General features: G+C 35.6%; 23 protein-coding genes. 3 read left to right on the forward strand and 20 right to left on the reverse strand.

Annotation, left to right across the window (positions count from 1 at the left end):
• Window positions 1-15: 15 nt before the first annotated feature.
• The 4 genes from nusA to KBF89_03040 form a co-directional block, all read right to left on the reverse strand.
• Entirely contained in the window at window positions 16-1,143 is a 1,128-nt protein-coding gene (nusA, locus tag KBF89_03025; protein MBP9115295.1) for a transcription termination/antitermination protein NusA, read from the reverse strand.
• Window positions 1,143-1,715 (reverse strand): hypothetical protein, encoded by a 573-nt coding sequence (locus KBF89_03030; protein MBP9115296.1) that lies wholly within the window; start codon window positions 1,713-1,715, stop codon window positions 1,143-1,145. The genes nusA and KBF89_03030 overlap by 1 nt, the downstream gene beginning before the upstream one ends.
• Window positions 1,716-1,918: 203 nt before the next feature.
• The gene (locus tag KBF89_03035; GenBank protein ID MBP9115297.1) at window positions 1,919-2,287 is read right to left on the reverse strand and encodes a hypothetical protein; all 369 of its coding nucleotides are present in this window, start codon (window positions 2,285-2,287) and stop codon (window positions 1,919-1,921) included.
• Window positions 2,280-3,110 carry a hypothetical protein gene (locus KBF89_03040; protein ID MBP9115298.1) on the reverse strand — a complete coding sequence of 277 codons (831 nt, stop codon included), beginning with the start codon at window positions 3,108-3,110 and terminating at the stop codon, window positions 2,280-2,282. The genes KBF89_03035 and KBF89_03040 overlap by 8 nt, the downstream gene beginning before the upstream one ends.
• 82 nt (window positions 3,111-3,192) lie before the next feature.
• On the opposite strand from KBF89_03040, the gene KBF89_03045 reads away from it, so the two are divergent.
• The 3 genes from KBF89_03045 to KBF89_03055 all read left to right on the forward strand — a co-directional run bounded on the left by KBF89_03045 (window position 3,193) and on the right by KBF89_03055 (window position 6,124).
• Window positions 3,193-4,485, forward strand: a complete 1,293-nt coding sequence (locus KBF89_03045; GenBank protein MBP9115299.1) for a DUF1727 domain-containing protein — start codon at window positions 3,193-3,195, stop codon at window positions 4,483-4,485.
• 1 nt (window position 4,486) lies between these two features.
• Window positions 4,487-5,221, forward strand: coding sequence for a glutamine amidotransferase (locus KBF89_03050; GenBank protein MBP9115300.1), 735 nt, complete (start codon window positions 4,487-4,489; stop codon window positions 5,219-5,221).
• A gap of 69 nt (window positions 5,222-5,290) precedes the next feature.
• A complete protein-coding gene (locus KBF89_03055) occupies window positions 5,291-6,124 on the forward strand; it encodes a hypothetical protein (protein ID MBP9115301.1) in 834 nt (277 codons plus the stop codon).
• 1 nt (window position 6,125) lies between these two features.
• On the opposite strand, the gene tgt is transcribed toward KBF89_03055, so the two are convergent.
• The 16 genes from tgt to KBF89_03135 all read right to left on the reverse strand — a co-directional run bounded on the left by tgt (window position 6,126) and on the right by KBF89_03135 (window position 24,040).
• Complete coding sequence (gene tgt / locus KBF89_03060; protein MBP9115302.1) at window positions 6,126-7,235, reverse strand: tRNA guanosine(34) transglycosylase Tgt; 1,110 nt, start codon at window positions 7,233-7,235, stop codon at window positions 6,126-6,128.
• Window positions 7,219-8,256: a tRNA preQ1(34) S-adenosylmethionine ribosyltransferase-isomerase QueA gene (gene queA, locus KBF89_03065; GenBank protein MBP9115303.1), complete on the reverse strand. Its 1,038-nt coding sequence runs from the start codon at window positions 8,254-8,256 to the stop codon at window positions 7,219-7,221. The genes tgt and queA overlap by 17 nt, the downstream gene beginning before the upstream one ends.
• A gap of 410 nt (window positions 8,257-8,666) precedes the next feature.
• Window positions 8,667-9,314, reverse strand: coding sequence for a hypothetical protein (locus tag KBF89_03070; protein MBP9115304.1), 648 nt, complete (start codon window positions 9,312-9,314; stop codon window positions 8,667-8,669).
• 1 nt (window position 9,315) lies between these two features.
• Window positions 9,316-10,524 carry a flavodoxin-dependent (E)-4-hydroxy-3-methylbut-2-enyl-diphosphate synthase gene (ispG, locus tag KBF89_03075; protein MBP9115305.1) on the reverse strand — a complete coding sequence of 403 codons (1,209 nt, stop codon included), beginning with the start codon at window positions 10,522-10,524 and terminating at the stop codon, window positions 9,316-9,318.
• Between the two features lie 212 nt (window positions 10,525-10,736).
• Entirely contained in the window at window positions 10,737-11,975 is a 1,239-nt protein-coding gene (locus KBF89_03080; GenBank protein ID MBP9115306.1) for a site-2 protease family protein, read from the reverse strand.
• Window positions 11,972-13,093 carry a 1-deoxy-D-xylulose-5-phosphate reductoisomerase gene (locus tag KBF89_03085; GenBank protein ID MBP9115307.1) on the reverse strand — a complete coding sequence of 374 codons (1,122 nt, stop codon included), beginning with the start codon at window positions 13,091-13,093 and terminating at the stop codon, window positions 11,972-11,974. Before KBF89_03085 ends, KBF89_03080 begins: the two co-directional genes overlap by 4 nt.
• A 78-nt stretch (window positions 13,094-13,171) precedes the next feature.
• Window positions 13,172-14,680 carry a phosphatidate cytidylyltransferase gene (locus KBF89_03090; protein ID MBP9115308.1) on the reverse strand — a complete coding sequence of 503 codons (1,509 nt, stop codon included), beginning with the start codon at window positions 14,678-14,680 and terminating at the stop codon, window positions 13,172-13,174.
• A gap of 68 nt (window positions 14,681-14,748) precedes the next feature.
• Window positions 14,749-15,303: a ribosome recycling factor gene (frr, locus tag KBF89_03095; protein ID MBP9115309.1), complete on the reverse strand. Its 555-nt coding sequence runs from the start codon at window positions 15,301-15,303 to the stop codon at window positions 14,749-14,751.
• 89 nt (window positions 15,304-15,392) lie between these two features.
• Complete coding sequence (locus KBF89_03100) at window positions 15,393-16,124, reverse strand: UMP kinase (protein ID MBP9115310.1); 732 nt, start codon at window positions 16,122-16,124, stop codon at window positions 15,393-15,395.
• 295 nt (window positions 16,125-16,419) lie between these two features.
• Entirely contained in the window at window positions 16,420-17,259 is an 840-nt protein-coding gene (locus tag KBF89_03105) for an elongation factor Ts (GenBank protein ID MBP9115311.1), read from the reverse strand.
• Between the two features lie 47 nt (window positions 17,260-17,306).
• Complete coding sequence (rpsB, locus tag KBF89_03110; protein MBP9115312.1) at window positions 17,307-18,221, reverse strand: 30S ribosomal protein S2; 915 nt, start codon at window positions 18,219-18,221, stop codon at window positions 17,307-17,309.
• A 221-nt stretch (window positions 18,222-18,442) separates the two neighbouring features.
• Window positions 18,443-20,482 (reverse strand): peptidoglycan DD-metalloendopeptidase family protein, encoded by a 2,040-nt coding sequence (locus KBF89_03115; protein MBP9115313.1) that lies wholly within the window; start codon window positions 20,480-20,482, stop codon window positions 18,443-18,445.
• A gap of 166 nt (window positions 20,483-20,648) precedes the next feature.
• On the reverse strand, window positions 20,649-21,593 hold the full coding sequence (locus KBF89_03120) for a tRNA-dihydrouridine synthase family protein (protein MBP9115314.1): 945 nt from the start codon (window positions 21,591-21,593) through the stop codon (window positions 20,649-20,651).
• A 12-nt stretch (window positions 21,594-21,605) separates the two neighbouring features.
• Window positions 21,606-22,421, reverse strand: coding sequence for an RNA polymerase sigma factor WhiG (whiG, locus tag KBF89_03125; protein ID MBP9115315.1), 816 nt, complete (start codon window positions 22,419-22,421; stop codon window positions 21,606-21,608).
• Between the two features lie 220 nt (window positions 22,422-22,641).
• Complete coding sequence (locus KBF89_03130; GenBank protein ID MBP9115316.1) at window positions 22,642-23,595, reverse strand: tyrosine-type recombinase/integrase; 954 nt, start codon at window positions 23,593-23,595, stop codon at window positions 22,642-22,644.
• 19 nt (window positions 23,596-23,614) lie between these two features.
• Entirely contained in the window at window positions 23,615-24,040 is a 426-nt protein-coding gene (locus tag KBF89_03135) for a hypothetical protein (protein MBP9115317.1), read from the reverse strand.
• Window positions 24,041-24,057: the final 17 nt, after the last annotated feature.

A 24,057-nucleotide genomic window follows, 5' to 3' on the forward strand; every position in this document is an offset into this window, starting at 1 on the left:
TTTGTCTCGGTTAATTTATTCAACCTCTGTTTTTAAATCTTCTTTTTGAGCTTCAATTTCTTCCATAGCTTCTTCAATTGTTTCCACAGGAGAAGTTTGTAAAGTTTCATCTTTGATAAATTCTGCTTTGTCAATCAATAGCGAAGGTGCCTCATCTTGAGTTTTGTTACTTGCAGTATTTCCTGATTCTGCTTGAATATCAATTCTCCAACCTGTTAACCTGGCTGCAAGACGTGCATTTTGGCCTTCTTTTCCTATTGCTAAAGAAAGTTGATCATCTGGAACAATAACTGTTGCTGTACCTGTATCAAAATCACAAATAACATTATTGATATTTTTTGCGGGTGATAAAGCAGCGCGAATATAAGCAACAGGATCTTCTGAGTAAGGGACAATATCTACTTTCTCGCCCTTTAGCTCTGTCATGATTTCTCTAACTCGAGCACCACCGGCTCCAACGCACGAACCAACAGGGTCAACATTATCGTCAGTAGACCAAACTGCGATTTTTGATCTTCTACCTGGTTCACGTGCAATGGCTCTAATTTCTACAATGCCGTTTTCTATTTCAGGAACTTCCAACATGAAAAGCCCGCCTACTAAACCTGGATGTGTACGGGACACGACAATCTGTGGTCCTTTTTGAGTATTGCGTACTTCAACTATATAAGCTTTTAGACGTTTCGAATGCTCGTAGCGTTCACCTTGACTCTGTTCACTTTGTGGCAATAATGCTTCAACACGACCTAAATCAATAAGTGTGTATCGTGAATCAGCTTGAGAAACAATACCAGTAACTATGTCCCCTTCACGTCCTGAATATTCAGCAAATTTATTATCTCGTTCTACTTCTCGAATTCGTTGTGAGATAACCGCTTTTGCAGTTTGTGCTGCAATACGTCCGAAGTTTTCTGGAGTATCATCCCATTCACGGATTACGTTATAGTCTTCGTCTAGTTCTTGCGCCATGACACGAATCTCGCCAGTGTCAGGATCGATAACAACTTCTGCTTCTTCTGCAGCTTCTGGAAAACGCTTATAGGCAGTTACCAACGCATCTGCTAACGCTTGAAGTAAAACCATTTCGTCTACACCGCGATCTTGTGCGACCACTTTTAATGCCTGCATCATTTCTGAATTCATTAGATGTTTTCACTTTCTTTTTCGGTAATACTTTTATTTTGATTTTTATCATTTTTCATTGCTTGTTCAAAATCAAATATTGTATGAGCTTTTGTAATTGTAGAAATTCTTATTGTTGTAATCTTTGGCAAAATTTCAACTTCAGTTTTTTCTTCAATTTTAGAAATCTTTTTAATCGATTGTGGTACTTCTTCAATGACTAATTCTTCATCATTTACATTTTTAAGAATTCCTCGAGATCTAGACAGTGTCTCATCGTCTCGAAAAGAAACAGAAATTAGCATCCCAATTGACCATTTATAATGCTCAGGTTTTGTTAAAGCTCTTTCTAAACCAGGACTCTCAACTTCTAAATGGTATTCATTTTCAAAAGAAGGATGCTCGTCTATTACTATTGCGATTTCTTTAGAGATTTCTGCCATCTCATCAAGATTGGCTCCACCATCTTTATCTAGCGTTATGGTTACAATAGAGCGTTTTGCAGCTTTTGTTATTCCTAAATTCCAGAGACGGTACTCAGATTGAGTTATTAAAGGGGTAATCATATCTGACAGTTCGTCGACTCGTGACATGTATACCTCCTTTATTAAAGATGTTAGGCCTCTACTTTCACATAAAAGCACCTCGCATTTTACCGACAAAATAAAAAACGCGAGGGCAAAACCCACGCGAAGCTTATTTTATTGGCTGCGGACTATAGATATTAGCACAAATTCAATTTTATTCAAAGTTGTAATAGAAACACAGATTTTATAGATAACTATCTCTAATTTGACTAATTAAGGGCAATATCAGTACTTGGCAGTACCGGTGGTTGTTCTAGCATCTTTATCCTTGACAAATCTGTACCAACTGGCTGACTATCGGACCATTGCTCAATAAGATCTTTAAAAATATTAGATAAATCGACTTCTGGATGAAAAAAAGTGACTTTATATCCAGGACGACGACCATTTCCACCCACATCACTCGATGTAGCTAGGATTAAACCTTCTTGGTCGATTAGACCAGCATTTTTTTTCATAAATGCTGATATTTCAGAAAATGTGAAAGTGAAAAACTTTTTTACATCATCATAATTTTCAAATCCAACAATAATTTTCCGTTTTGGGTCCGTAGTAAGAACAACCTTATTATCAATCAACAGCTACCATCCTATTTAAGTTTTTTGTATCTACCAACGATTCAAAGGTTGGTAGACAAATATCAATACCATTTCGTTCACATAAAGTATCGCACATTTCCATATAACGATCAAAAGCGTCTCGATTTAACTCCATCCACTTACTTCTCATTTTTTCAAAATCACCCGAAAACTCTAAACCTATAGAATCAATTATTTCTTTCCTGAGCTGTAAAACAGTTTCAGGAGCTAAAGTACCCTCTCGTGATAATGAGGCTTGTACTAGCGCACCATTTCCATATACTTGGCTACTATATCTTTCTAACAATAGTTCTCGTTCATCTAAATCGAGCACTACTTCTATACCGAAATTAAAACCAGGAACTTCTATACCATTTATATGGCTAACTGGGATATCCACTTTTGGCAATTGGCCAATTAGATTGACCATCTGCTGAACATCCCCAAGGTCTAAAAAGCTATCGTTTAATCTTCTAGTTACTTTATTCCTAAATTTAGCAGGATCGTTTTCGATTACTAATCCAGCTTGCCGTAGTTTTGTATCACTATTTTTTCGACCTCTTGCATTATCTGAGAGAGTAGCATTAACGATAAATCTAGCGGCTACACCTTCTACTTTTATTCCTATAGTTTTATGCCCTGCACCTGGTTCTCTATAATCGTCAATAAATATGGTTTCAGTTATTGGACGATAACCTTTTGGAAAAATAGGTTTACCTTTTAAATCTTTCGACAAATATTTTGCAAATAACTCTTTTTCTATTTTCGATTGTGCCGCCACCACTTTCCTAATATCAGTAAGTTTGTTCGAATCAAATGACATATTGTATTGTCGACATTTACTACGATAAATTTAGCCTCTTTTTAAAGCTTTTTTATACTACTTTTAAGCTAGACTTAGCCAAATGTCAAAATTGTTTTCATATTATCGCTTTAGGATTGCCCTAGTTTTGGGGAATTTCGCTAGCTACCTCTCAACAAAGTTTGCCAGAGGTAGCGGAGAACAGATAAAAGGACGAGTAATTAATGCAATAAGCAAAGATGCCCTTAAATACTGTGTGAAAGATAAAGAAATAGTAGTTATAAGTGCAACTAACGGGAAAACTTCAATGACTCGTCTAATAGCACAAGCGGTAAAGGAACAGTATGGTTCAGTTATATCTAACGCCTTGGGTGCTAATCAAAAAGCTGGTGTAATCGCTGCATTAACTTCTAAAGATAGCGTTAATGCAGAATATGCGATTTTAGAAATAGATGAGAGATCTTTGCCGGGAATGTTTGACGATCTATCCCCTGATGTTCTAGTACTTGGTAATTTATCACGTGATCAACTTGATAGATTTGGCGAAGTAAATTCAATTGCAACTTCGTGGAAAAAGATGTTGGTAAATTCTGATACTTATATAGTTGCGAATGCAAGTGACCCAAATATAGTTTATGCAGTAAATGAAGTGAACGAATCGAACATAGAATATGTAGATATTGAATCAAATTGGCATGATGATGCTAATACTTGCAACATTTGTGGTTCACTACTTTTATGGACAGAATCTAATTATAAATGTAGTAATTGTGATTTTAGAAAACCGGAAAATGTTGTTTATACAAAAGTATATGATTCAATTATAGAGTCAAATCTCGCACTACCAGGTACATGGAATGTGAGCAATGCAAAACTGGCATTATGTGCTTTAGTAAAAATTGGTGTAGATACAAATAGTATAAAAAAATCGTGGCCTAATGTTAAAGAAGTTGCTGGTCGTAATGCAATATTTAATATTGGTAAAAATAAAACTTTGCAACTATTTTTGGCTAAGAATCCTGCAGGATATAACGTGATGTTAAAGCATATTTCTAACGAAATATCAAAAACCGGTCTTGATGATAAATGTTCTACAATATTTGCTTTTAATTGCAATATAGCTGACGGTAAAGATCCTTCTTGGCTTTATGATGTGCGTTTTGAAGAATTCAGTATTGGCGATTGTTTTACTTTTGGTCAGCGTGCATTAGATATAACTTTGCGCTTAAAGATTGCAGATAAAAACGTAAAAAAAGTTGATAATTTAAAACAAGTATTTGAAATCGTTAGTGACACCGATAAATACTATTTGATAGCAAGCTACACACAATTTCATAGATTATCTAAATCATTAGCTAAACAATACAGTTATGCTGAGACAGAAAAGGATAATTAAAATGTCGATTTCTATAGCAATTATTTATCCAGAAATTTTAGGAACATATGGTGATCGCGGCAATGCTCTATCTCTGGCATACCGAGCAAAACAACGTGGCATCGATTGCGAAATCATAAATGTTATGGCCGATGATTCATTGCCCCAGAGTTGCGACATTTATATGTTGGGTGGTGGTGAAGACAATGCACAAACACTCGCAACGTCTTTGCTAGAAAAACAGAGGGTAACTTTAGATAATATCGTTGATAATTCAATTATTTTGGCGATTTGTGCTGGCTTTCAAATTTTGGGTAAACAATTTCCAACAACTGGTGGAAAACTCAACAACGGTTTAGATATTATTGATGTAACTACAAAAAGAGGAACACCTCGAATTATTGGTGAAGTCACATCACAATGTCAGATCCCTGGAATTGGAAGACTTAGCGGTTTTGAAAACCATGGTGGTCGAACAATATTGGGACCCAACGTAACTCCACTTGGAAAAGTGCACATTGGTAACGGAAACGGAATTGGATATAATCGCGATTCAAATACCAGCGAAATAACTTATGTTGACGGATATTTTTCTAAAAATATTATTGCGTCATATATGCATGGTCCATTATTAGCTAGAAATCCCAAATTATGCGATTATTTGATATCTAAGATTACTGGAATTGAGACTTTGAGCACAATTAATGATGATACTGCTGATTTTTTACATCGCGACCGTTTAAAAACAGTTAAATAGCCAACTATCACATAATCTAGATATTGTCGATTTGACCGTTTTAGGTGCAATATGCTACAATAGTTTACTATGCGTAATGGAGAAATAGATAATAAGCCAATTGGTGCCAATAAACCAAAACAACAATCATTGAGCGAAGATGATAAAAGAGTTTTACGTGATTATTTAGCAGCTAAAACCACGATAATTGATGCAGATATTGTATTTTTAGGAGATGAGTCTAATGTCGATTCTCATTTTAGTTTGGGTATTGGTGCAGATAAGATATTTGAAACGCCTCACCATCCTATTGCAGATCTACGAGCTACTCTGTTAATAAATGGAAAGTCACGTTTCAAATTAAAAAATCTAATAAGCCATGCAATTAAAAGTATAAAATCAGATAATGGCCATTACATATTTTCACAGCCAAGTCCACATACTGCAAAAGCAGGCATATTGATGGGTGAGTTTAATAATTATCTTGATGAACTTGGAAAAGCAAACTGGAATAACTTGAAACGTGAACCAGCATATGAATACTTAGCGTCATTATTGGAACCTTATGCCCTCCTTACAGTAAGAGGAAATAGACGAGAATTAGTCGATGAAGGTAGAATTTTTGTGTCTGACAAAAAATATACTCGAGAAGAAATAATTGTAAGGGATACTGCGAAAGACCCTAAAACTGCTTTTGCTAAAGATCTAGATTCAATAGTTCGAAAACAGTTAAAACATCTTCCTAAACATATTCTATTTCCAAAAACACGAAAAGTTATAGTTAATGCAACAGATACAGTTGAAGGTATCGCAACTGGTGTATATAACAATACTCCAGGATTATTAAGACCGGCAGTCGGTTTTCTTACAGGTGCAGTAATTGGTGCAGCTAGGGAAACCAGTGGCGCAGTTATGGGAAGATAGCCTAAGTATAAACAGCAATAATCTTTTGCTTCAAATCAAATAGTGCTTGTTCGCCCGTTTCTATAGCATTACGTATTGCTCTGATATATTGATGCATCCACGAGATATTATGCAGTGTACACAAATATCCTGCTGTCATTTCTTTTTGTGTGACTAAATGACGCAGATATGATCTTGAATAGGTTGAACAAACTTCACATTCACAATTATCATCGATTGGTTTATCGCTTAATTTATTTTCTTCGCGTTTTATATGAACTTTTCCTTGCCAAGTTAACAATACGCCATGTCTGGCTAAACGTGATGGCAATACACAATCGAACATGTCGATACCGCGCATTATTGATTCAATGATCCCGATAGGGTCACCAACACCCATCAAATATCTAGGTTGGTCTTTTGGTAAAGAATCATTCTCGGCCAACACATCTAACATGGCTATCATTGATTCACGTGACTCCCCCACACTTAAACCACCAATTGCATAACCGTCAAAATCTAATTCTCTGGTGCGTTTTGCTGATTCAATTCGAAGCGCTAAATTATCTCCACCTTGAACAATACCAAATAATGCTTGGTCATCTTTACGCTGATGTGCAGCCTTTGCACGTTTAGCCCAATTATGAGTTCTAATCATTGCATCATAAAGTTCATCGTAACTTGCAGGCAATGCGGAACATACGTCAAGCACCATCTGTATATCTGCACCTAATTTTTCTTGGACTTCCACTGCATTTTCGGGAGTAAAATTTATATTAGTTCCATCATATGTTGATTTAAATTTAACACCCTCATCTGTCAATTTTGGTTTCAAAGAAAAAACTTGAAAACCACCAGAGTCAGTAAGTGTTAGCCCATCCCATGAGGTAAATTTACCAAGACCGCCCATGGCTTCGACTACATCTGCGCCTGGACGAATCATTAAATGATAGGTATTGCCCAAAATTATTTCTGAACCCAATTTTTTATAATTGTGAGCTGCAATAGTTTTTACTGGCCCTCTTGTTCCGACAGGCATAAAAACAGGTGTTTGAAAAGTACCTCGTGAAGTTGTTACAGAACCTCTGCGAGCACCTAGTTGTTCATGTGTTTTATTAATATTTAATTTCATTAAAACGACCCTTTGATACGAGCATTGCATCACCAAAACTCAAGAAACGATATTTTGATTCTATTGCATGTTTGTAGAGATCTTTCCAGCGTGAACCAATGAATGAATCTAAAAGAACTAACAAGGATGATTCGCTTTGATGAAAATTTGTAAGCAATAGATCTACAATTTTGAAATCAAAATTTCCATAACAATAGATATCGGTACTTCCCTTTAAAACATTTGTTAGTGCAACGCTTTCTAATGTACGTAGCGATGTAGTTCCAACAGCAATAATTTTGTTCCCTTTTGCTTTTGATTCTTCAATCTTTTGCCATACAGTTTCAGATATTTCGTATATTTCACTATGCATATTATGATCTTCAATATTTTCAGTCATTATTGGCCTGAAGGTTCCAACTCCAACATGTAAAGTAATTTCAAGTATTTCGTTTCCACTATTGGCTAATTTTTCTTTTAGGGATTTAGTGAAATGTAAACCAGCGGTTGGAGCTGCAACACTTTTTTCCTCTAATGCAAACATTGTTTGATATCTATCTAATGTAATATCTACTTCACCTAAATATGGCGGCAGCGGGGTTTGGCCAACTTCGTGAATTATATCTAAATCAGATTTATTATTACTTAAATCAAATGTGACTATTCGATGGCCTTCACCATTGTTTTGACCAATAATCAATTTTATATCTTCATTTAAGACAGTTACTTCTTCATTTTCTTTTATCTTTGCACTCGGTTTTACAAGAGCTTCCCATATGCCAGAAGAAATACGGTTTAATAAGAAGATCTCACCAATGCCGCCAGAACCGCGAACTATTTGTATTCTTGCTGGCAAGACTTTGGTATTGTTAACAACTATTAAATCACCTTTCTCTATGTACGATGATAAATCATTAATATGAGAGTCGATAATTTCATTAGAGTTCCTACTTACCAACAGTCGTGCACTATCTCGAGGTTCGATAGGAGTTCGTGCAATCAGCCCATCTGGAAGTGGATAAGAAAATTGTGAAGTAAGCATTTCCATAATTCTAGACAATAAACTTTAATGCAGCATTACCCAGGACAGAGCTACTATAAGCATATTTAAATATATTAAGCAATAATAAAAATGACTCGTTAACAACCCAGATCGCGAAACGCATTAAATTCGATGTAGCAACTCTTGGAGAGATATTGATTATCATAGATATTCGTTACTGAACCTAGAACTTTTTCTGTATTGTCCGAATCAAAATCAATAGTTGCTGTAACCCAGGATTAAATTTCATAACAATATTTAGACCGGGCGCAAATATCGTTATGCTATCTGTGCCTATACCATCGACGGAATCAGAAAGTATAAAGTTTCGTTGCGTAGTTCGATATTCATAGACCTTGTCATAACAGTCATTATATTTTGCTCTCTAAAAATTTAACAAACAATAGTGTTTAATCAAAACTATTTATTCTATATAGAAACCTTGCATCAGAACTCGAGAACCCATCCCAAGCTTTTTGAAAAAGTTCACGTTCAACATATAAATTTGTTTGTTGAGGTAAGCCTGGATCATTTAGATATAATCCCTTATCATCACAACCACGTATCACGACGAAATGGCCTATGTAGCCTTCTTTACCATATATAATTTCTGAGTTTATTGAACACATTACAGGATACTTTTCAAGAGAATTGAGAATATCGACATATTGAGGATTACGATATTCAATTTTTGCACTAGGTAATAAATTAGCTATTTTTTCCATATCGGATTTAAGATCATTATTTTCATCTTGCCATTGTGCAATCTCATCGCCATATTCTTTGCGAATATATTCAACACCATCTTTCGCAAATTCTTCATAACTAAAAGGTGTAATAAGTGTTGTATCAATCCCAATAGCTCTAAGATATTCTAGGCCCTGTAATGGCCAAGTGCCTTTACCTGGATCATGATCTGTTACTAAATCTAACTCATCTAGAGTAGGTTTAAATTCTGGTTTAAAAAACTGAATGATCATTGAAAGGCAAGCTTGATAACAATGTGTATCAGTTTCAGAATCTGGAACAAAAGGAACATCATAATTAATAACTGTCATATTAACCTTCAATAAGATCGTGTATTTTATCGATTTTATCAGATGATTTGTTGGCATCAACACCTTGAATTTGAATGAGTTCATCGCGCGCTTGTTCTGCTTCTTTTGCTGCATTTACATCGGCTTTCGCAATTCGTGCTTCAATTCCTTCTTCCATAATAGCTTGGGCTTCATCAATTAAGGCTTGAACCATTTCAGATTCCGGGACAACTCTAACAACAGTTCCTTTTACGAATAGATGTCCTTTACCTCGGCCTGCTGCAATACCAAGATCAGCCTCACGAGCTTCACCCGGACCATTAACAACACATCCCATAATTGCTATTTGCAGAGGAATATTTTTTCCTTCAAGAGCCTTTTGTGCTTTAGCAGCAACATCGATAACATCTATTTCTGTGCGTCCACAAGAAGGGCAAGCTATAAGATCTAATCCAGTACGTTCGCGCAATTCTAAAGCTTCAAGTAATACACGAGCAGCTTTTGCTTCCTCAACAGGATCTGCAGTTAAAGAAAAACGGATAGTATCTCCAATACCCTCATTTAATAAAGTCGCAATTCCTGCAACAGATTTAATTAGACCATTGGGCATAGGGCCAGCTTCTGTAACACCAAGATGTAAAGGATAATCAACTGTCTCACTTAACAAACGATAGCTCTCAACCATAAGACGAATATTTGAAGCCTTTACAGAAATTTTCACATCATCAAAACCAACATCCTCAAAATAATGCAATTCTTTTAAGGCAGACTCAACAAGAGCTTCGGGGGTTGCACCACCATATTTTTCATAAAGTGCAGGATCAAGAGAACCAGCATTAACACCAATACGAATTGGAATACCACGATCTCGCGCTTCACTGGCAACAATTTTGATCTGCTCAGGTTTACGAATATTTCCAGGATTCAAACGCAATGCATGTACGCCAGCTTCCATTGCAGCCAAAGCTAATTTATATTGAAAATGAATATCGGCAACAATAGGCAAAGGCGAACGTGGAATAATTTGTGCTAAACCTTCAGCAGCCTCAACTTCATTACACGTACAGCGAACAATATCGCAACCAGCTCCACGTAGCGCATAGATTTGTTGAAGTGTAGCTTCAACATCGGAAGTTTTCGTTGTAGTCATTGATTGGATAGATACTTGTGCATCTCCACCAACAGCAACTTTACCGACCTTAACTTGACGAGTTTTTTTACGTTTGATCACATGACTATTCTAGCATTAGATCTTTTGCCATTGTGAGCGCAGTGAAGAAACACCTGCACAATTTCTGCACATTTCGAGGATTCGTGTTTTCTTGAATGCTCTGGAGCGCTATCTTCTTCTTGAGGATTCCATTGTCATAAAACGAACAATCGCAGCTTTAGAACCAAAGCGAGAAGTGAGGACGCAGAGTGGAAGTATGGTGGGTCTGAAGACTAAGAAGTCGCCTGTAATATATCCAACCAAATTGAACTCAAAGCCAATACTGCAAAAGCACCTATTACTATTGTTGCTATTGGGATTAGTTTTTTGAAATTGGCAACAACTGGTCGTCCTTTTATTTTTGAACCAATACCTTCATATATTGCTACTGCTGCATGACCGCCATCTAGAGGTAGCAAAGGCAACACATTAAATAGAGCCAAAAATATGTTTACAATCGACATTATATAAACGAGATACCAAATATCTTGATTTACCAAACTACCGCCAGTATCAACAATTCCGACAATAGAACTTGGTCTATCTTGTTGTTCGTAATCTCCTTTTACTACAGTATTAGAATATTTTTTTAATCCAGAAAAACTAAAAGTTTTGCCAAGTGCACCAATAGAAGTATCTGTAACTCTATACATAGATTTGCCCGATTGAGAAAGTGCACTAATTGGATTTACTTTTTTATAACTTGAAGCTTGTGAAATTCCTAAAATTGCTCTTTGCGTCTTTTTGCCATTTATATCAAGTGCAGCTTCTAATGTCACGTTCTTCGAAATAGTTTTTGAATCTCTTAAAACTATAAGAGATACTTTGTCGCCAATCTTTTTTGTATCTAAATATTTTACAAGGTCTCCAAAAGTGGCTATTTTCTTGTTATCTATTTTAATAATCTGATCATCTGGCTTTATGCCAGCTTTATCTGCTGGTGAATTCGGTGAAGCTAGCTCAATTTTAACTTTAGAATCTATTGCACTCTCTGGCACTCCCCTAAAAACTAAAGATGAAAATATTAACACGTATGCCAGAATTAGGTTAACTGTTACACCTGCCATAATCACTATCAGTTTTTTCCAAGTATGGCTTGCGCGATAAGTACGATGTTCATCTTCCTCGTCTATTTCATCGATGCTTGTCATACCAATAATTTTTACATAACCACCAAGAGGTATAGCTTTAATACCATATTCAGTTTCACCTTTTTTAAAAGACCAAATACGCGGTCCAAAACCTATAAAAAATTCCGTAGCTTTCATTTTTGTTTTTTTAGCTGCTATAAAGTGGCCAAATTCATGCATCATTATTGTAAACATTAAGGCAATAGCCATTAGCGCATAACCTCGCGAAGTTGGCATGATAACTAGAAATATCAAAAACAAAGTAATTGCCGAAATAGTTATTCTGGAACGAATTTTAGACCAGTGTGTTTTTTCTTCTAAATGATCTCCAGAAAATGTCATTTTTGTCTCTCTCTTATCATTTCACTTGCACGCATTCTAGCTTTAGTATCAGCAGCATATAACTCATCTTCTGTATCGACATTCCCAGTACCAAACTGTAAAACTTCGTTTACTATTGAATATATATCAACCCATTTAATTTGTCCATCCAAAAAGGCAGCTACTGCGATTTCATTAGCTGCGCTTAATATAGCAGGCGCATCCCCTCCAGATTTACCAGCTTCATAAGCCAATTTTAGGCTAGGAAACACATCAAAACGAGGTTTTTCAAAATCAAGTTGAATTTTCTCAGTAAAATCTATTTTTCCAAACGATTTATTTAATCGGTATGGCGCACCTAAAGCTAGCGAGATAGGAAGTCGCATATCTGGGTTAGAAAGTTGAGCAATAGTTGCACCATCAACATAGGTTACCATTGAGTGAATAATTGATTGAGGGTGAATAACAACTTTTATTTGATCGTAAGCTATATCAAAAAGCTCATGTGCTTCAATAACTTCTAATCCTTTATTCATTAATGTAGAAGAATCAATTGTAATTTTATCGCCCATAGACCATGTTGGATGATTTAGGGCATCAGTAATTGTTGCATTTTCTAATTCTTCAGTAGTTTTATTTCGAAACGGTCCTCCGCTTGCAGTAAGTACAATTTCATCAACTTCATTTCTATTACCTGATTTCAAACATTGCCATATTGCACTATGTTCAGAATCAACAGGAATAATTTCGCCAGAAAAATTTGGATTAGATGTTATCTTTCTAACTAGAGGTCCTCCAGCAATCAGGCTTTCTTTATTTGCTAATGCCAAAGTTTTATTAGCTTTTAAGCTGGCCAAGGTTGCTTTAAAACCTGCGAAACCTACAACACCATTAACGACAATATCTACATTTGAACTACTAGCAATCTCCATTAAAGTATCTTCATCATCAAAGACAGAACGTGCTGTATCTGTAGTTAAATTCCACTCTTTTCGTTGTTTTTCAATGAGCTCAGTATTTTTTCCACCAGCAATATAAGTTACCTCAAATAAATCTTTAAAATTAGACAATACATCTAAAGTCTGTGTACCTATCGAACCTGTTGATCCAAGTACCGCTACTTTTTTACGTGTTTGCATAACTATATTCTAGTTAATTTGAATATTAAATACAGTTTGCAGAAATCCATGATTATATAGGCTAATTATAGAGAAATTTTAACTTAGTGCTACTGCTAAAAAATACACAATCGGCATTGCAAATAATAACCCATCGAATCTATCCATCAAACCGCCGTGTCCTGGCATGATAGTTCCAAAATCTTTTATTTTACAATCGCGTTTTAGCATTGATTCAACTAGGTCTCCAATAAAAGCAAAAGCTGCGGCTACAAAACCCAATAGTACAGCACTTGGCACACCTTGAAAAAGATCGTTTAGTCCAGAAACTATGAACACACTCACTAATAGTGCAGCAACAATCCCAGCTGTTGTTCCTTCCATAGTTTTATTTGGAGATATTTTAGGGGCTATAGGCGTACGACCAAAATATTTACCTGCTAAATATGCTGTTGTATCATTTGCAGCAACGAGCAAGATAACTGAAAATAATACTGAAACTCCGATAGATTTACCTGTACTATCTTTTAAAGCCAATATCATTCCTGCAAAAGAACCAAGTATACCTACATAGACAAATACTAAGGATGATATAGCCATACCAATAACCGGCCTTGCTTTTTGTACTCCTAAAAGATACCAAGCACCAGCAAACATAATAAATACTGTTGAGGAGATTGCTATGGCAGAATCACCTACTAAATATCCAGCAATAACACTAAACATTGACATTACGGCAACCAGAATAACTGCTGGCTTTGAGCCAATTGCTCTGAACGCATTTGATAATTCAACACTCATATAACCGATTAAGAGTGTTACTAATATTAATGTTGGAATTCTCCCAAGATACATACAGATACCTGCAAGAAATGCAAGTGCAAGCGCAGAAATTGTTCTTTGTATTAGAGCTGAAATTTCTGACTTGATCTCATCTTTTGTTTCTTCATCATTTTTAATTGCTTTTTTTTCACCTTTATAATCACTACGAGATTTTCTTGGTGAACGAGCTTTTCTTTCAGTAACTATTTCTTTTTTCTCTAGTTCGAGTTCCGGTTCAGGTGAACGATCAATACTTGTTTCATTCTGAACTTTTGCCATGTCTGGTACTGTAGATATTTTTTTCACAACAGGTGTAGATCCGATATCCATAATTGATCCAGTTGGCATTGCCCTTTTTTGAGCAACATTTTTATTAAATTCATCATCTGATTCATTAAAAGAAATATGGTCGTTACCCAATGCGCCTACATTTAGGGAATCATCATTCAATGATAAACCTGGCTCATAATCGCTTTCTTTCCAATGAGCTGAATCTACTCTTATACGTGGTTGCGAACCTGTTAGCGCTTCCCAACCATCTTTATAATCTTTATCGTTATCATTATTGGATCTAGTATCTTTAACAATTTGTACTTCACCAGTAGGTGCTTCACTCCAATGTGGAAGTTCTATATTTCCAGATTTAGTGCTAGGCATCACAACAGATTTTGTATCATGATCGTTTGTTGAATCATCAGTAGCGCTTTTCGCCCCGATTATACGCACACCTTCTATCTCTGTTGAGTCTTGCGCCATTTTTTCCCCCGAATGATCTTTATCTGACATTTAACAATAATTTCTTACACTATAGACTTTCCTTGAATTAAGGCTTACCCAATAGCCTAATCTAGACACTATACTTCCATCAATTCTGCTTCTTTATTAGCAAGTAAGTTGTCCACTTCAGCTACACAATCATTGGTTATTTTATCTAAATCTTTTTCTACTCTTTCAACATCATCTTCTGATATTTCGCCATCTTTCTCAAGTCTTTCTATGTCTTGACGTGCTTGTCTACGGGCGTTTCTAGCTGATATTTTTGCATCTTCCGCTTTTGTTTTGGCTACCTTGACTAAGTCTCTTCTTCTCTCTTCGGTCAGAGGTGGGAAGTTTAACCTTATGTTATTCCCATCATTACTTGGATTAACTCCCAGGTCAGATGTTTGAATAGCTTTTTCAATAGCACTCAAAGATCCTTTGTCAAAAGGTACTATTAATAGTTGTCTAGCTTCTGGTACAGAAAAACTTGCTAATTGTTGTAAGGGCATTTCACTTCCATAATATTCGACCAAAAGTTTGTCGACCATAGCTGGATTGGCTCTTCCTGAACGTATTGAATTGAAATCATCTCGTAAATGTGATATCGCTTTAGCAACTTTTTGGTTTATATCTTTTGTTACGTCTTCTATCATTGTTTTCCTTATTATATTTCGTGTTGCTATTGTAATGTACGAAAAGCAGTGGTTACAACTACCAACAAAACTAAATGTTATTAAAATTATTCGAGCTCAACTGTTGTACCTATTTTATCACCCATTACAACTTTTTCTATATTACCTGGTGTCTCAACATCAAAAACAACTATTGGTAAATGGTTATCCATACAAAATGTTAATGCTGTTGAATCCATAACTTTTAGACCTTTATTAATAACGTCTAAATACGTAGTTTGATCAATCTTCGTTGCTGTTTTATCTTTTCGTGGATCTGCAGTATATATTCCATCCACACCGCTATGAGTCCCTTTGAGGACTGCTTCCGCACCAATTTCTGCGGCACGCAATGCTGCTCCTGTATCAGTTGTTATAAATGGCATACCTGTACCAGCCGTAAAAATAACCACACGACCTTTTTCCATATGTCTAATTGCACGAAGTGGGATATAGCTTTCTGCAACTTGTGCCATTGTGATCGCTGATTGAACACGAGACTCTTGGCCGATTGCTTCGAAAGCATCTTGTAGTGCGAGGCCATTTATAACTGTGGCTAACATACCCATATAATCTGCTCGTGCACGATCCATTCCTCTTGAAGCACCTGCCATACCTCTGAATATATTTCCTCCACCAACAACAATAGCGATTTGTACGTTCGTATCGCTAAGAACTTTTGATATTTCTTGAGCAGTTTTAGCAACCTTTTCAGCATCAATGCCGTAACCAGTGTCATTCGGGGCGAAAGCTTCACCTGAAAGTTTCAATAAAATACGTGAATACTTTGGTTTCGACATAAAAGATTGCCCACTTTCAACTAGTTATAACTAGATATATTAATTAATTCGTATCTATAATCTAGAGCTTTTCTTAATAGAATTTCATATTATCGATTTTAATTTTGGATAACTATGCTTTTGAGGACAGACATCCTTTAAATAAAAAAACCTTTCTTACGAAAGGTTTTTTTATTCTTACTTTTGAGATCGTATTATTGATTTACGAAACATCTGCAGGGAGCGATGAGACCTAAGACTCATCGTGTCCGCTTAGGTGGCGCGAAGCCGTGTAGCAATCAACAAAACGATCGACCTATTCTTCACCAATTTTAATTCTTGTAAAGTTAGCAATAGTTGCTTTTTCTCCAAGAGATTCCACTAATTGTTTTATAGTCATCTTGTTATCTTTAACAAAAGCTTGCTCTAACAAACAGCTTTCTTTAAAATAGCCAGTTAAACGACCTTCAACAATTTTATCCCATGCTGCTTCTGGCTTACCTTCATTTTTTGTAAGTTCTAGAAATACTTCACGTTCACGTTCTATAGCTTCAGTCGGAACCTCATCACGTGATATATAACGAGGCGCGCCAGATGCAGCGTGTAATGCTATATCATGAGCTACTTCACGAGATCTCTCGTTGTCCTCTACACCTTCAAGTTGAACCAAAACACCAATTGTTCCACGTCCAGATTGCATATGCTTATATGCATCAACAACACCTGTTGTAGTTTCAAAGCGAGAAATTCTTCCCATTGAAACATTTTCGCCAACTAATGCACCAAGATTTACAATTTCATCAGCTACTGTTGAATCTTTAAATGTTAAACCTTCAAATTGGTCTACACCTTGTTTTGCAACCAGGTAAGTAACTTCACGAACAAATGTCGTAAAGATTTCGCCTTTAGCAACAAAGTCTGTCTCGCAGTTAACTTCTGCAAGTGCAACTACATTGCCATCAATAAGTACATCGATTGTTCCTTGATCAGCAGCACGACCAGCACGTTTTGCGGCAGAACTAATACCTTTTTTACGAAGCCAGTCTTTAGCTGCTTCCATATCTCCGTCTGTCTCAACAAGAGCATTTTTACAATCCATCATACCAGCACCGGTAGCTTTACGCAGTGTAGCAACATCACTTGGTGTATAACTCATAATTTCCTTTCAAATTAATCTTTCCAAGGTTGAACCTTGGATATGTATTAAGCCTTTTTAATAGCAGGTTTTTTAGCCGGAGCTTCATCAGCTTTAGCTTGTGTAGTTTCAGCTTTAACTGTTGACGCTACTTTTGCATCAGCCGCAATTCGTTCTTCACGAGCTTTTAACTGTGCAGCAGCTTGGCTACGTGCGCGCAATTGTTGTTGAGCTTTTTCTTGCAATTCTTCTTTACTAACTGAAGGTTTAGCAACCGCAGTTTTTATACCTTTTTTATTAGCAATTTCTTGACCATTTTTAATAGCATCAGCAATAACTCTACACATTAGTTCTGAAGAACGAATTGCATCATCATTTCCAGGAATAATGTAATCAATAACATCAGGATCACAATTTGTATCAACAATAGCAATTACAGGAATGCCTAATTTTCGTGCTTCGGTAACTGCGATATGTTCTTTTTTAGTGTCGATAACAAAAACTGCACTTGGCATTTTTTGTAGACCGCGAATACCACCAAGGTTACGGTTAAGTTTGTCTAATTCACGTGTAACTTTTAGAGCTTCTTTTTTAATCATTAAAGCTGTTTCGCCAGTTCGCACAAGACGTTCTAGTTCAGCCATTTTTTCGATACGCTTTTTCATAGTTTCGAAGTTTGTGAGCATTCCACCCAACCAACGGTTGTTGACATAAGGCATGCCAACACTTACTGCATAATCTTTAACGGGTTCTTGTGTTTGTTTTTTAGTACCAACAAAAAGCACTAGTCCACCATCAGCAACCGTGTCGCGAACAAAGCGATATGCTTCATCAATTTTTGTAAGTGTTTTCTCAAGATTTATAACATGGATACCATTTTTTTCGCCGAAAATAAATCGTTGCATTTTCGGATTCCAACGGCGTGTTTGATGTCCAAAGTGAACACCAGCTTCGAGCATTTGTTTCATAGTGACTACAGCCACATTTCCTCCTTAGGTTGTACTTCTATATAGACGGATTCTCATTTTCATGCCTAATTGTTAAACAATTTGGCGGAGCACCTAGGACATCTATATATGTTTATTTTGTAAGTTTATATAATAGTTGAAATCACAGCAATTCTAGAATTCATCTCACAAATAGGAATTTATGGAAGATATAACAACACATTTTCCTAATTATTTTGATTTAAAAGGTGTCAATATTAAATACCAAGCGCTGAAAGGTTTGTTTCAAACATATGAACAGTAGTTGAGCTAATACTAAATTTTGCTACTGTTGCCAAAGAAGGACAGGCTACTTTTTTATCAGCCAAGATTCTTTGAGTTTGAGAAACTGAATTATCAGAGGTCACTGTACTCGAATGTGAGTTAGCTAGATCCTTCCAATCTTCCCCCAGTACAACATTTTCAACACCATCAACAGGTACAGTAGCAGCAGAAACAACATAATCACTGCCATATTGTAAATCATAGATTTTATATTTTTTTGTTACACCTGAAGCCTTAATAATATCTGAGACATATCCACCTTCACTTAATTGCTCAAGAATCGTTGATTTAGATGGTGGCAGTAAACCTTTCGCTACCGTTAATGACAAAATATCCTGAACATTGGACCCTGCTATAGTGTTGTCTATTTCTTGTAATACATTCGCGGCTGATGTTCCACCCAATGGGACAGCATAAAATATGATCTTGCCAAGTTTAGGATAACTTTTATCATTTGCATCGTAATATTTCGCTAACCACACTGAAGCCACTGCCCCACCTAATGAGTGAGCTATCAAATCCATTTTTTCGCCAGGGTGTTTTTTTGTAAATAATTTTATTTGTTGATCCATTAACTCTGCAGATAGGTTTATGTCTTGATAAGTGTCTTGTTCATCAAAAGCTTGATTATTACCGGCATAAGAATAGAAATCTACATCATCATCACTATAACCAAGTTTTTTATATGGAACAGCAATAGGTTTTGTTCCTCCAGGAGTGAAATCACCCTTCGTATTTAGACCAGAAACAAAAAATACAGTGTTACCCGAACCTTTATATCCATCAGATTTAGTAGATATTTCATTATCTTTAGCACGAATATCACAAGCGACTTCAATAGGCAATCCACAATTACTACGCAATAAACAAGATATAGGATCATCTTTCCATTTGTCGCTAATATTATAAAATTCATCTAATAACTTTTTTGATGAATTAAGTAGAGCCATAATAGGATCTAATAATGCTTTTACATACGAGCTTATGTATTCTCGCGCACTTTGGATTTTTTCTTTGAGCTGAATTACTGTCCAATCACCAAATTCTTTAGAAATGCTATATGCCTTCTCAACAACGCCGATTAGGAAATCGTCAATTTTATCTATAGCTTGAATGGCATTATTGCCCAATTTATATAATTCATCACTCAATTTATTGATTTTATTCATTGTTGCTTTATATAGATCAGTCAATCCTCTCTCAAGGTAGCTTTTGGCTTTAATTGTTAGATTTTTTACTTTGTCATAAGTATCTATCCATTTACCCCAAGTGCTTCTCCCAGTTTTTATTAGACCATCATAAATATTTCCTCCATCGTCCATCATCCAATCGTAAAGATTCTGTGTATTATTCATAGCAATATCTAGAACATAATTATTGCTAGATAATCCGGTTTTTATCATCTGATAGCCCAACTTTTTTAGCTTTTCTAAAAGTGAAGGTGATGAATCACTAATTTCTGTTAGTGAAATTTCCCTAACAGGAATTTTTCCTGAGATATATAACATAGGGTCGACATACTTTTCTGCAATTCGCATCGATAAATGAAAAGTATTCTCTGAATCTTTAGTCAAAGGCTTCCCGACATTACCTATCTTTTGACCTTTTTTAACAATATCCAAAACCTTCAACGATTTGATGCCAACAGAATAAGTAGTAACAAAATTATTTCCATGATCAATAGAGATGAAAAGATGGTTGTTGACTTGTCCAGAAAAAGTAACTTGACCATCTGCTACTGCGTATATAGGGGTTCCTATTGTTGCTTCAAAGTCAACACCTAGATGTGATCCTGATGAATATATAGAGGTCGACTTAGAAAAGCCCCTTACTATTTTTGTACTTTTTAAAGGGTACCCAAAATTCTCATTCTCGCTTTTACTATCCGATATTGCAAAAGCAGATGTAGTGAATGATAAGAATATCAAAATGAGCGATACCAACATTTTTATATGAGAATTAATTCGAAGCATAACTTATCCAAAACAAATATTTCGTTAAGGGAAGAAATATACTGAGACAAAAGGTACATCATCGCAATTCAATACAAAATTTATTCTTGCACACTTTTTATACAAAGTAAATAGCTAGATATAAGTTTTTAAAGACCTGACAATAACGTATAAATATTCGCTGGTACTATATGAAAGACTGGATAATTTTCTTCATCCCAGAAATATTTACCTCACGCATTACTGCATTACGGACCTCTTGAGCATGTTCAAAATCTGAAATATATATCTGCGCATACTTTTTTAAAACATCGGGGTTTTTGCTGTTTTCCCAAGTTTGGTCAAATAGTTCTACATGTTTTAGATATAAGCTAATTTTTTGTTCTGGTGTATATGCATTCCAGTTACTTTGTCTAGAAAAAAAATATGGGTCATCAAAAATAGCACGTCCAACCATTATTCCATCGACAGCATACTTATTAGCGAGATCACAACCATGTTGTCTCGAAGTAACATCACCATTTAATATTATTTTTGTATTTGGTGAAATTCTATTTCGCATATCTAAAATTTCTGGCAACACTTCAAAATGATTTGGTACATTCGATTTTTCAATAACGGTTCTCGCGTGCACAGTAATACAATCAATATTTTGTTGTAATAAAAACTCTATCCACGATAAATCTATATTGTCATATCCGATACGCGTTTTAATACTCAATGGAGTATCACCAGCACCATTCTTTGTCGCATCAATAATTTCTTTAGCTAATTTACGATCATTAATTAATGAGGAACAAGCACCATTTTTTATGATTTTAGCTACAGGACAACCCATATTTAAATCAACTCCAGCGAATCCTTTTTCTACTAATATTTTTGTTTCTAAGAGAAAGTTTTCTGGATGTATCCCCCACAATTGAACAATTAGTGGCTTTTCAATATTTGTAAAATATAATTTATTGCTCATCAATTCTTTATCTGTACTAGCGAGAATATCAACAGATATAAATTCAGTAAAATATACATCAGGTCTAGCGCAAGAATCAATAACTTGGCGAAATACGCTATCTGTAACCTCATTCATTGGAGCTAAAACAAAAAAAGGTTTTTTAAATGAGTCCCATATCATCGAGAACGAAAATTAACTTACTCGAGGTGGTTCAGCCAAACGTGATTTAAGTTGCAAAATAGCTTTAGTATGAATCTGACATACTCTTGATTCCGTAACTTCTAGTACATCGCCTATTTCTGCCAATGTGAGTCCTTCGTAATAGTAAAGTGTCAATACTAAACGTTCTCTATCTGGCATACGGTTAATTGAATCAGCTAATAACTGTTTCATTTCATCGACTTCAAAGTTAACAACGGGATCATGTTCTGAATTTGCAGGTAATGTATCTTTTATTGTTGTAACATTTCCACGATCCCCACCAATATCAATAACTTCGTCAAGAGCAACAAGTCCAACAAAAGAAATTTGGGCCATCATAGTATTTAGATCATCCATAGATATGCCCATGGCTTTAGCGATTTCGCTATCTTCGGGTGTTCGTTTTAAGTCTGACTCTAAAGAAGAATATGCTCTTTCAAGGGCACGTGCTTTTGCACGTAGTGAACGTGGAACCCAGTCTATAGTTCTAAGCTCATCAATTATTGCACCTTTAATTCTAGAGATTGCATATGTTTCGAACTTAAAGCCACGTTCTGGTTGAAATTTTTCTATAGCATCAATCAAACCAAAAATACCATAACTCATCAAATCTGTTTGTTCAATATTTTGAGGTAAACCTGAAGCGACTCGAGAAGCAACGAACTTTACTAAAGGTGAATAGTGAAGGATTAAACGATCACGTGAATCTGAACTTGGGTCTTTACCGTAATCACTCCATAGCTCAGAAACAACTCTACGATTTTTTATTGTTGCTACCTGTTTAGTTATTATTTCTTCAGCTTTAATTTTTGCTTTCGACTTTGGTTTAGTTTCCGCAGGTTCTTTTAGAATCTTCTCTTGACTCGCTTTGACATTAACACTTTTTTTAGCCAAGTCTTTTTTAGTATTTTTCTTTTCACTTGACACACCTTTAGATACTGCTGCCTTCTTTTTAGCAATCGCACTTTTCGATACGGCTGCTTTCTTTTCAGTTGTCTTTACTTTTGATGTTTTGTCTGGTTTAGCTTTAGGCACGTGGATGAGTCTCTTTATATACTGACCTTAAATGGTCATTGGTTATGTGTGTGTATCGCTCGGTTGTTGTAACGCTTGAATGTCCAAGTAACTCTTGAACACTTCTTACGTCTGCTCCGCCGACCAACAAATGTGTTGCATAAGCGTGTCGAAGCTGATGCGGATGCAATTTAGTACCGTCGCTAAGAGGATATTTATCTAATATTCTCCTAACATCGCGTGTTGTCAAAGCACGTGAAGTTTCTTTGATAAAAACTTTAGTTGAAATAGAGCTCTCCGACAGGTATCTTTGGCGCGTTTTAAGATATTTTTGTAATGCCATAAGAGCAACTTCTCCTAAAGGAATGGTTCTATACTTAGATCCTTTACCTAAAACTTCAATAGTACGCACGCCTAAGTTGATATCTCTTATTTCAAGACCGCAAAGTTCAGACACTCGGATACCTGTACCATATAACAATTCAAGGACTACCCTATCTAAATCTAAGTTTTCTTCTATATTCTTTAGATTGATATCGGACCCATCATTTAGATGTTTAGAATTTAACATTGTGCCTATTTCTTCGATAGAGGCTACTCTTGGCAATCTTTTCGGTATTTTTGGTGACGAAATGGCACCAGCTAGAGTTGGGATTACAATATTTTCTTTAGCTAGAAATTTTAGATAACTTCTTACTGTTGCAATTTTCCTAGCAATTGAACTTGGCTGATAATTTTGTATTGAAAGCCACGCAACATAACGACGTAAATGTATACGTTCAATATCTTTTGGTTCTTTAGAAAGTCCACGAGATAAATATTCTACAAACTGATAAATATCTCGTCGATATGCATCACGTGTATGTTGCGAACGGGTTGCTAAAGTTGCTAAATAGCCATCTAATAGCCATAGCTTTATATCCAAATCAACAATATTGTCAAGATCTATTTTGCTCTTTACGGACATATTTGTATTCTATCTAGTTTTAAGTTTTTTCTCTTGGTATTTCATTAGGTTTTCGAGCCATCATTGCTCCTATTAGAATTGCTATAAGAGTAATTATGTGCATTGAACTTAGAACATATTTTGATTTTGTATCAACATCTAATGTAAATGGACCACTTATTGAGATCAAGGCAAAGACTATAGCTGAGACCACCCATACCTTAAACCCATTCACGGTTATCTTTTCTATAAACCACATTAGTAATAAACCTATAATTAGTGAGATAATAGTCACTAACAAAATTACACCAGGTGCTAAATCTTTACTTTGTTTGTCGTTGCCAATTACAACTTGTATTTTAGAACCAGAATGGAAAGCTGTAAATACGGCAAAATTTCCAATAATAGCTATTGCACTGCTTATTATAAATGTCTTAGCGAATACTACTAATTTTGATGCTGCCATAACTCTCCGATTACTAT

The organism is Acidimicrobiia bacterium, from assembly GCA_018057765.1.
Classification (GTDB): Bacteria; Actinomycetota; Acidimicrobiia; order IMCC26256; family JAGPDB01; genus JAGPDB01.

Bases quoted from the DNA above. Each gene is read 5' to 3' on its own strand.
- KBF89_03105 (MBP9115311.1), bottom strand. From the start codon at position 17,259: ATGAGTTATACACCAAGTGATGTTGCTACACTGCGTAAAGCTACCGGT.
- nusA (MBP9115295.1), bottom strand. From the start codon at position 1,143: ATGAATTCAGAAATGATGCAGGCATTAAAAGTGGTCGCACAAGATCGC.
- KBF89_03100 (MBP9115310.1), bottom strand. From the start codon at position 16,124: ATGTCGAAACCAAAGTATTCACGTATTTTATTGAAACTTTCAGGTGAA.
- KBF89_03050 (MBP9115300.1), top strand. From the start codon at position 4,487: ATGTCGATTTCTATAGCAATTATTTATCCAGAAATTTTAGGAACATAT.
- KBF89_03090 (MBP9115308.1), bottom strand. From the start codon at position 14,680: ATGTCAGATAAAGATCATTCGGGGGAAAAAATGGCGCAAGACTCAACA.
- tgt (MBP9115302.1), bottom strand. From the start codon at position 7,235: ATGAAATTAAATATTAATAAAACACATGAACAACTAGGTGCTCGCAGA.
- KBF89_03115 (MBP9115313.1), bottom strand. From the start codon at position 20,482: ATGCTTCGAATTAATTCTCATATAAAAATGTTGGTATCGCTCATTTTG.
- KBF89_03030 (MBP9115296.1), bottom strand. From the start codon at position 1,715: ATGTCACGAGTCGACGAACTGTCAGATATGATTACCCCTTTAATAACT.
- KBF89_03120 (MBP9115314.1), bottom strand. From the start codon at position 21,593: ATGATATGGGACTCATTTAAAAAACCTTTTTTTGTTTTAGCTCCAATG.
- queA (MBP9115303.1), bottom strand. From the start codon at position 8,256: ATGCTTACTTCACAATTTTCTTATCCACTTCCAGATGGGCTGATTGCA.
- KBF89_03080 (MBP9115306.1), bottom strand. From the start codon at position 11,975: ATGACATTTTCTGGAGATCATTTAGAAGAAAAAACACACTGGTCTAAA.
- KBF89_03085 (MBP9115307.1), bottom strand. From the start codon at position 13,093: ATGCAAACACGTAAAAAAGTAGCGGTACTTGGATCAACAGGTTCGATA.
- KBF89_03045 (MBP9115299.1), top strand. From the start codon at position 3,193: ATGTCAAAATTGTTTTCATATTATCGCTTTAGGATTGCCCTAGTTTTG.
- KBF89_03055 (MBP9115301.1), top strand. From the start codon at position 5,291: ATGCGTAATGGAGAAATAGATAATAAGCCAATTGGTGCCAATAAACCA.
- KBF89_03130 (MBP9115316.1), bottom strand. From the start codon at position 23,595: ATGTCCGTAAAGAGCAAAATAGATCTTGACAATATTGTTGATTTGGAT.
- KBF89_03135 (MBP9115317.1), bottom strand. From the start codon at position 24,040: ATGGCAGCATCAAAATTAGTAGTATTCGCTAAGACATTTATAATAAGC.
- KBF89_03070 (MBP9115304.1), bottom strand. From the start codon at position 9,314: ATGACAGTTATTAATTATGATGTTCCTTTTGTTCCAGATTCTGAAACT.
- KBF89_03040 (MBP9115298.1), bottom strand. From the start codon at position 3,110: ATGTCATTTGATTCGAACAAACTTACTGATATTAGGAAAGTGGTGGCG.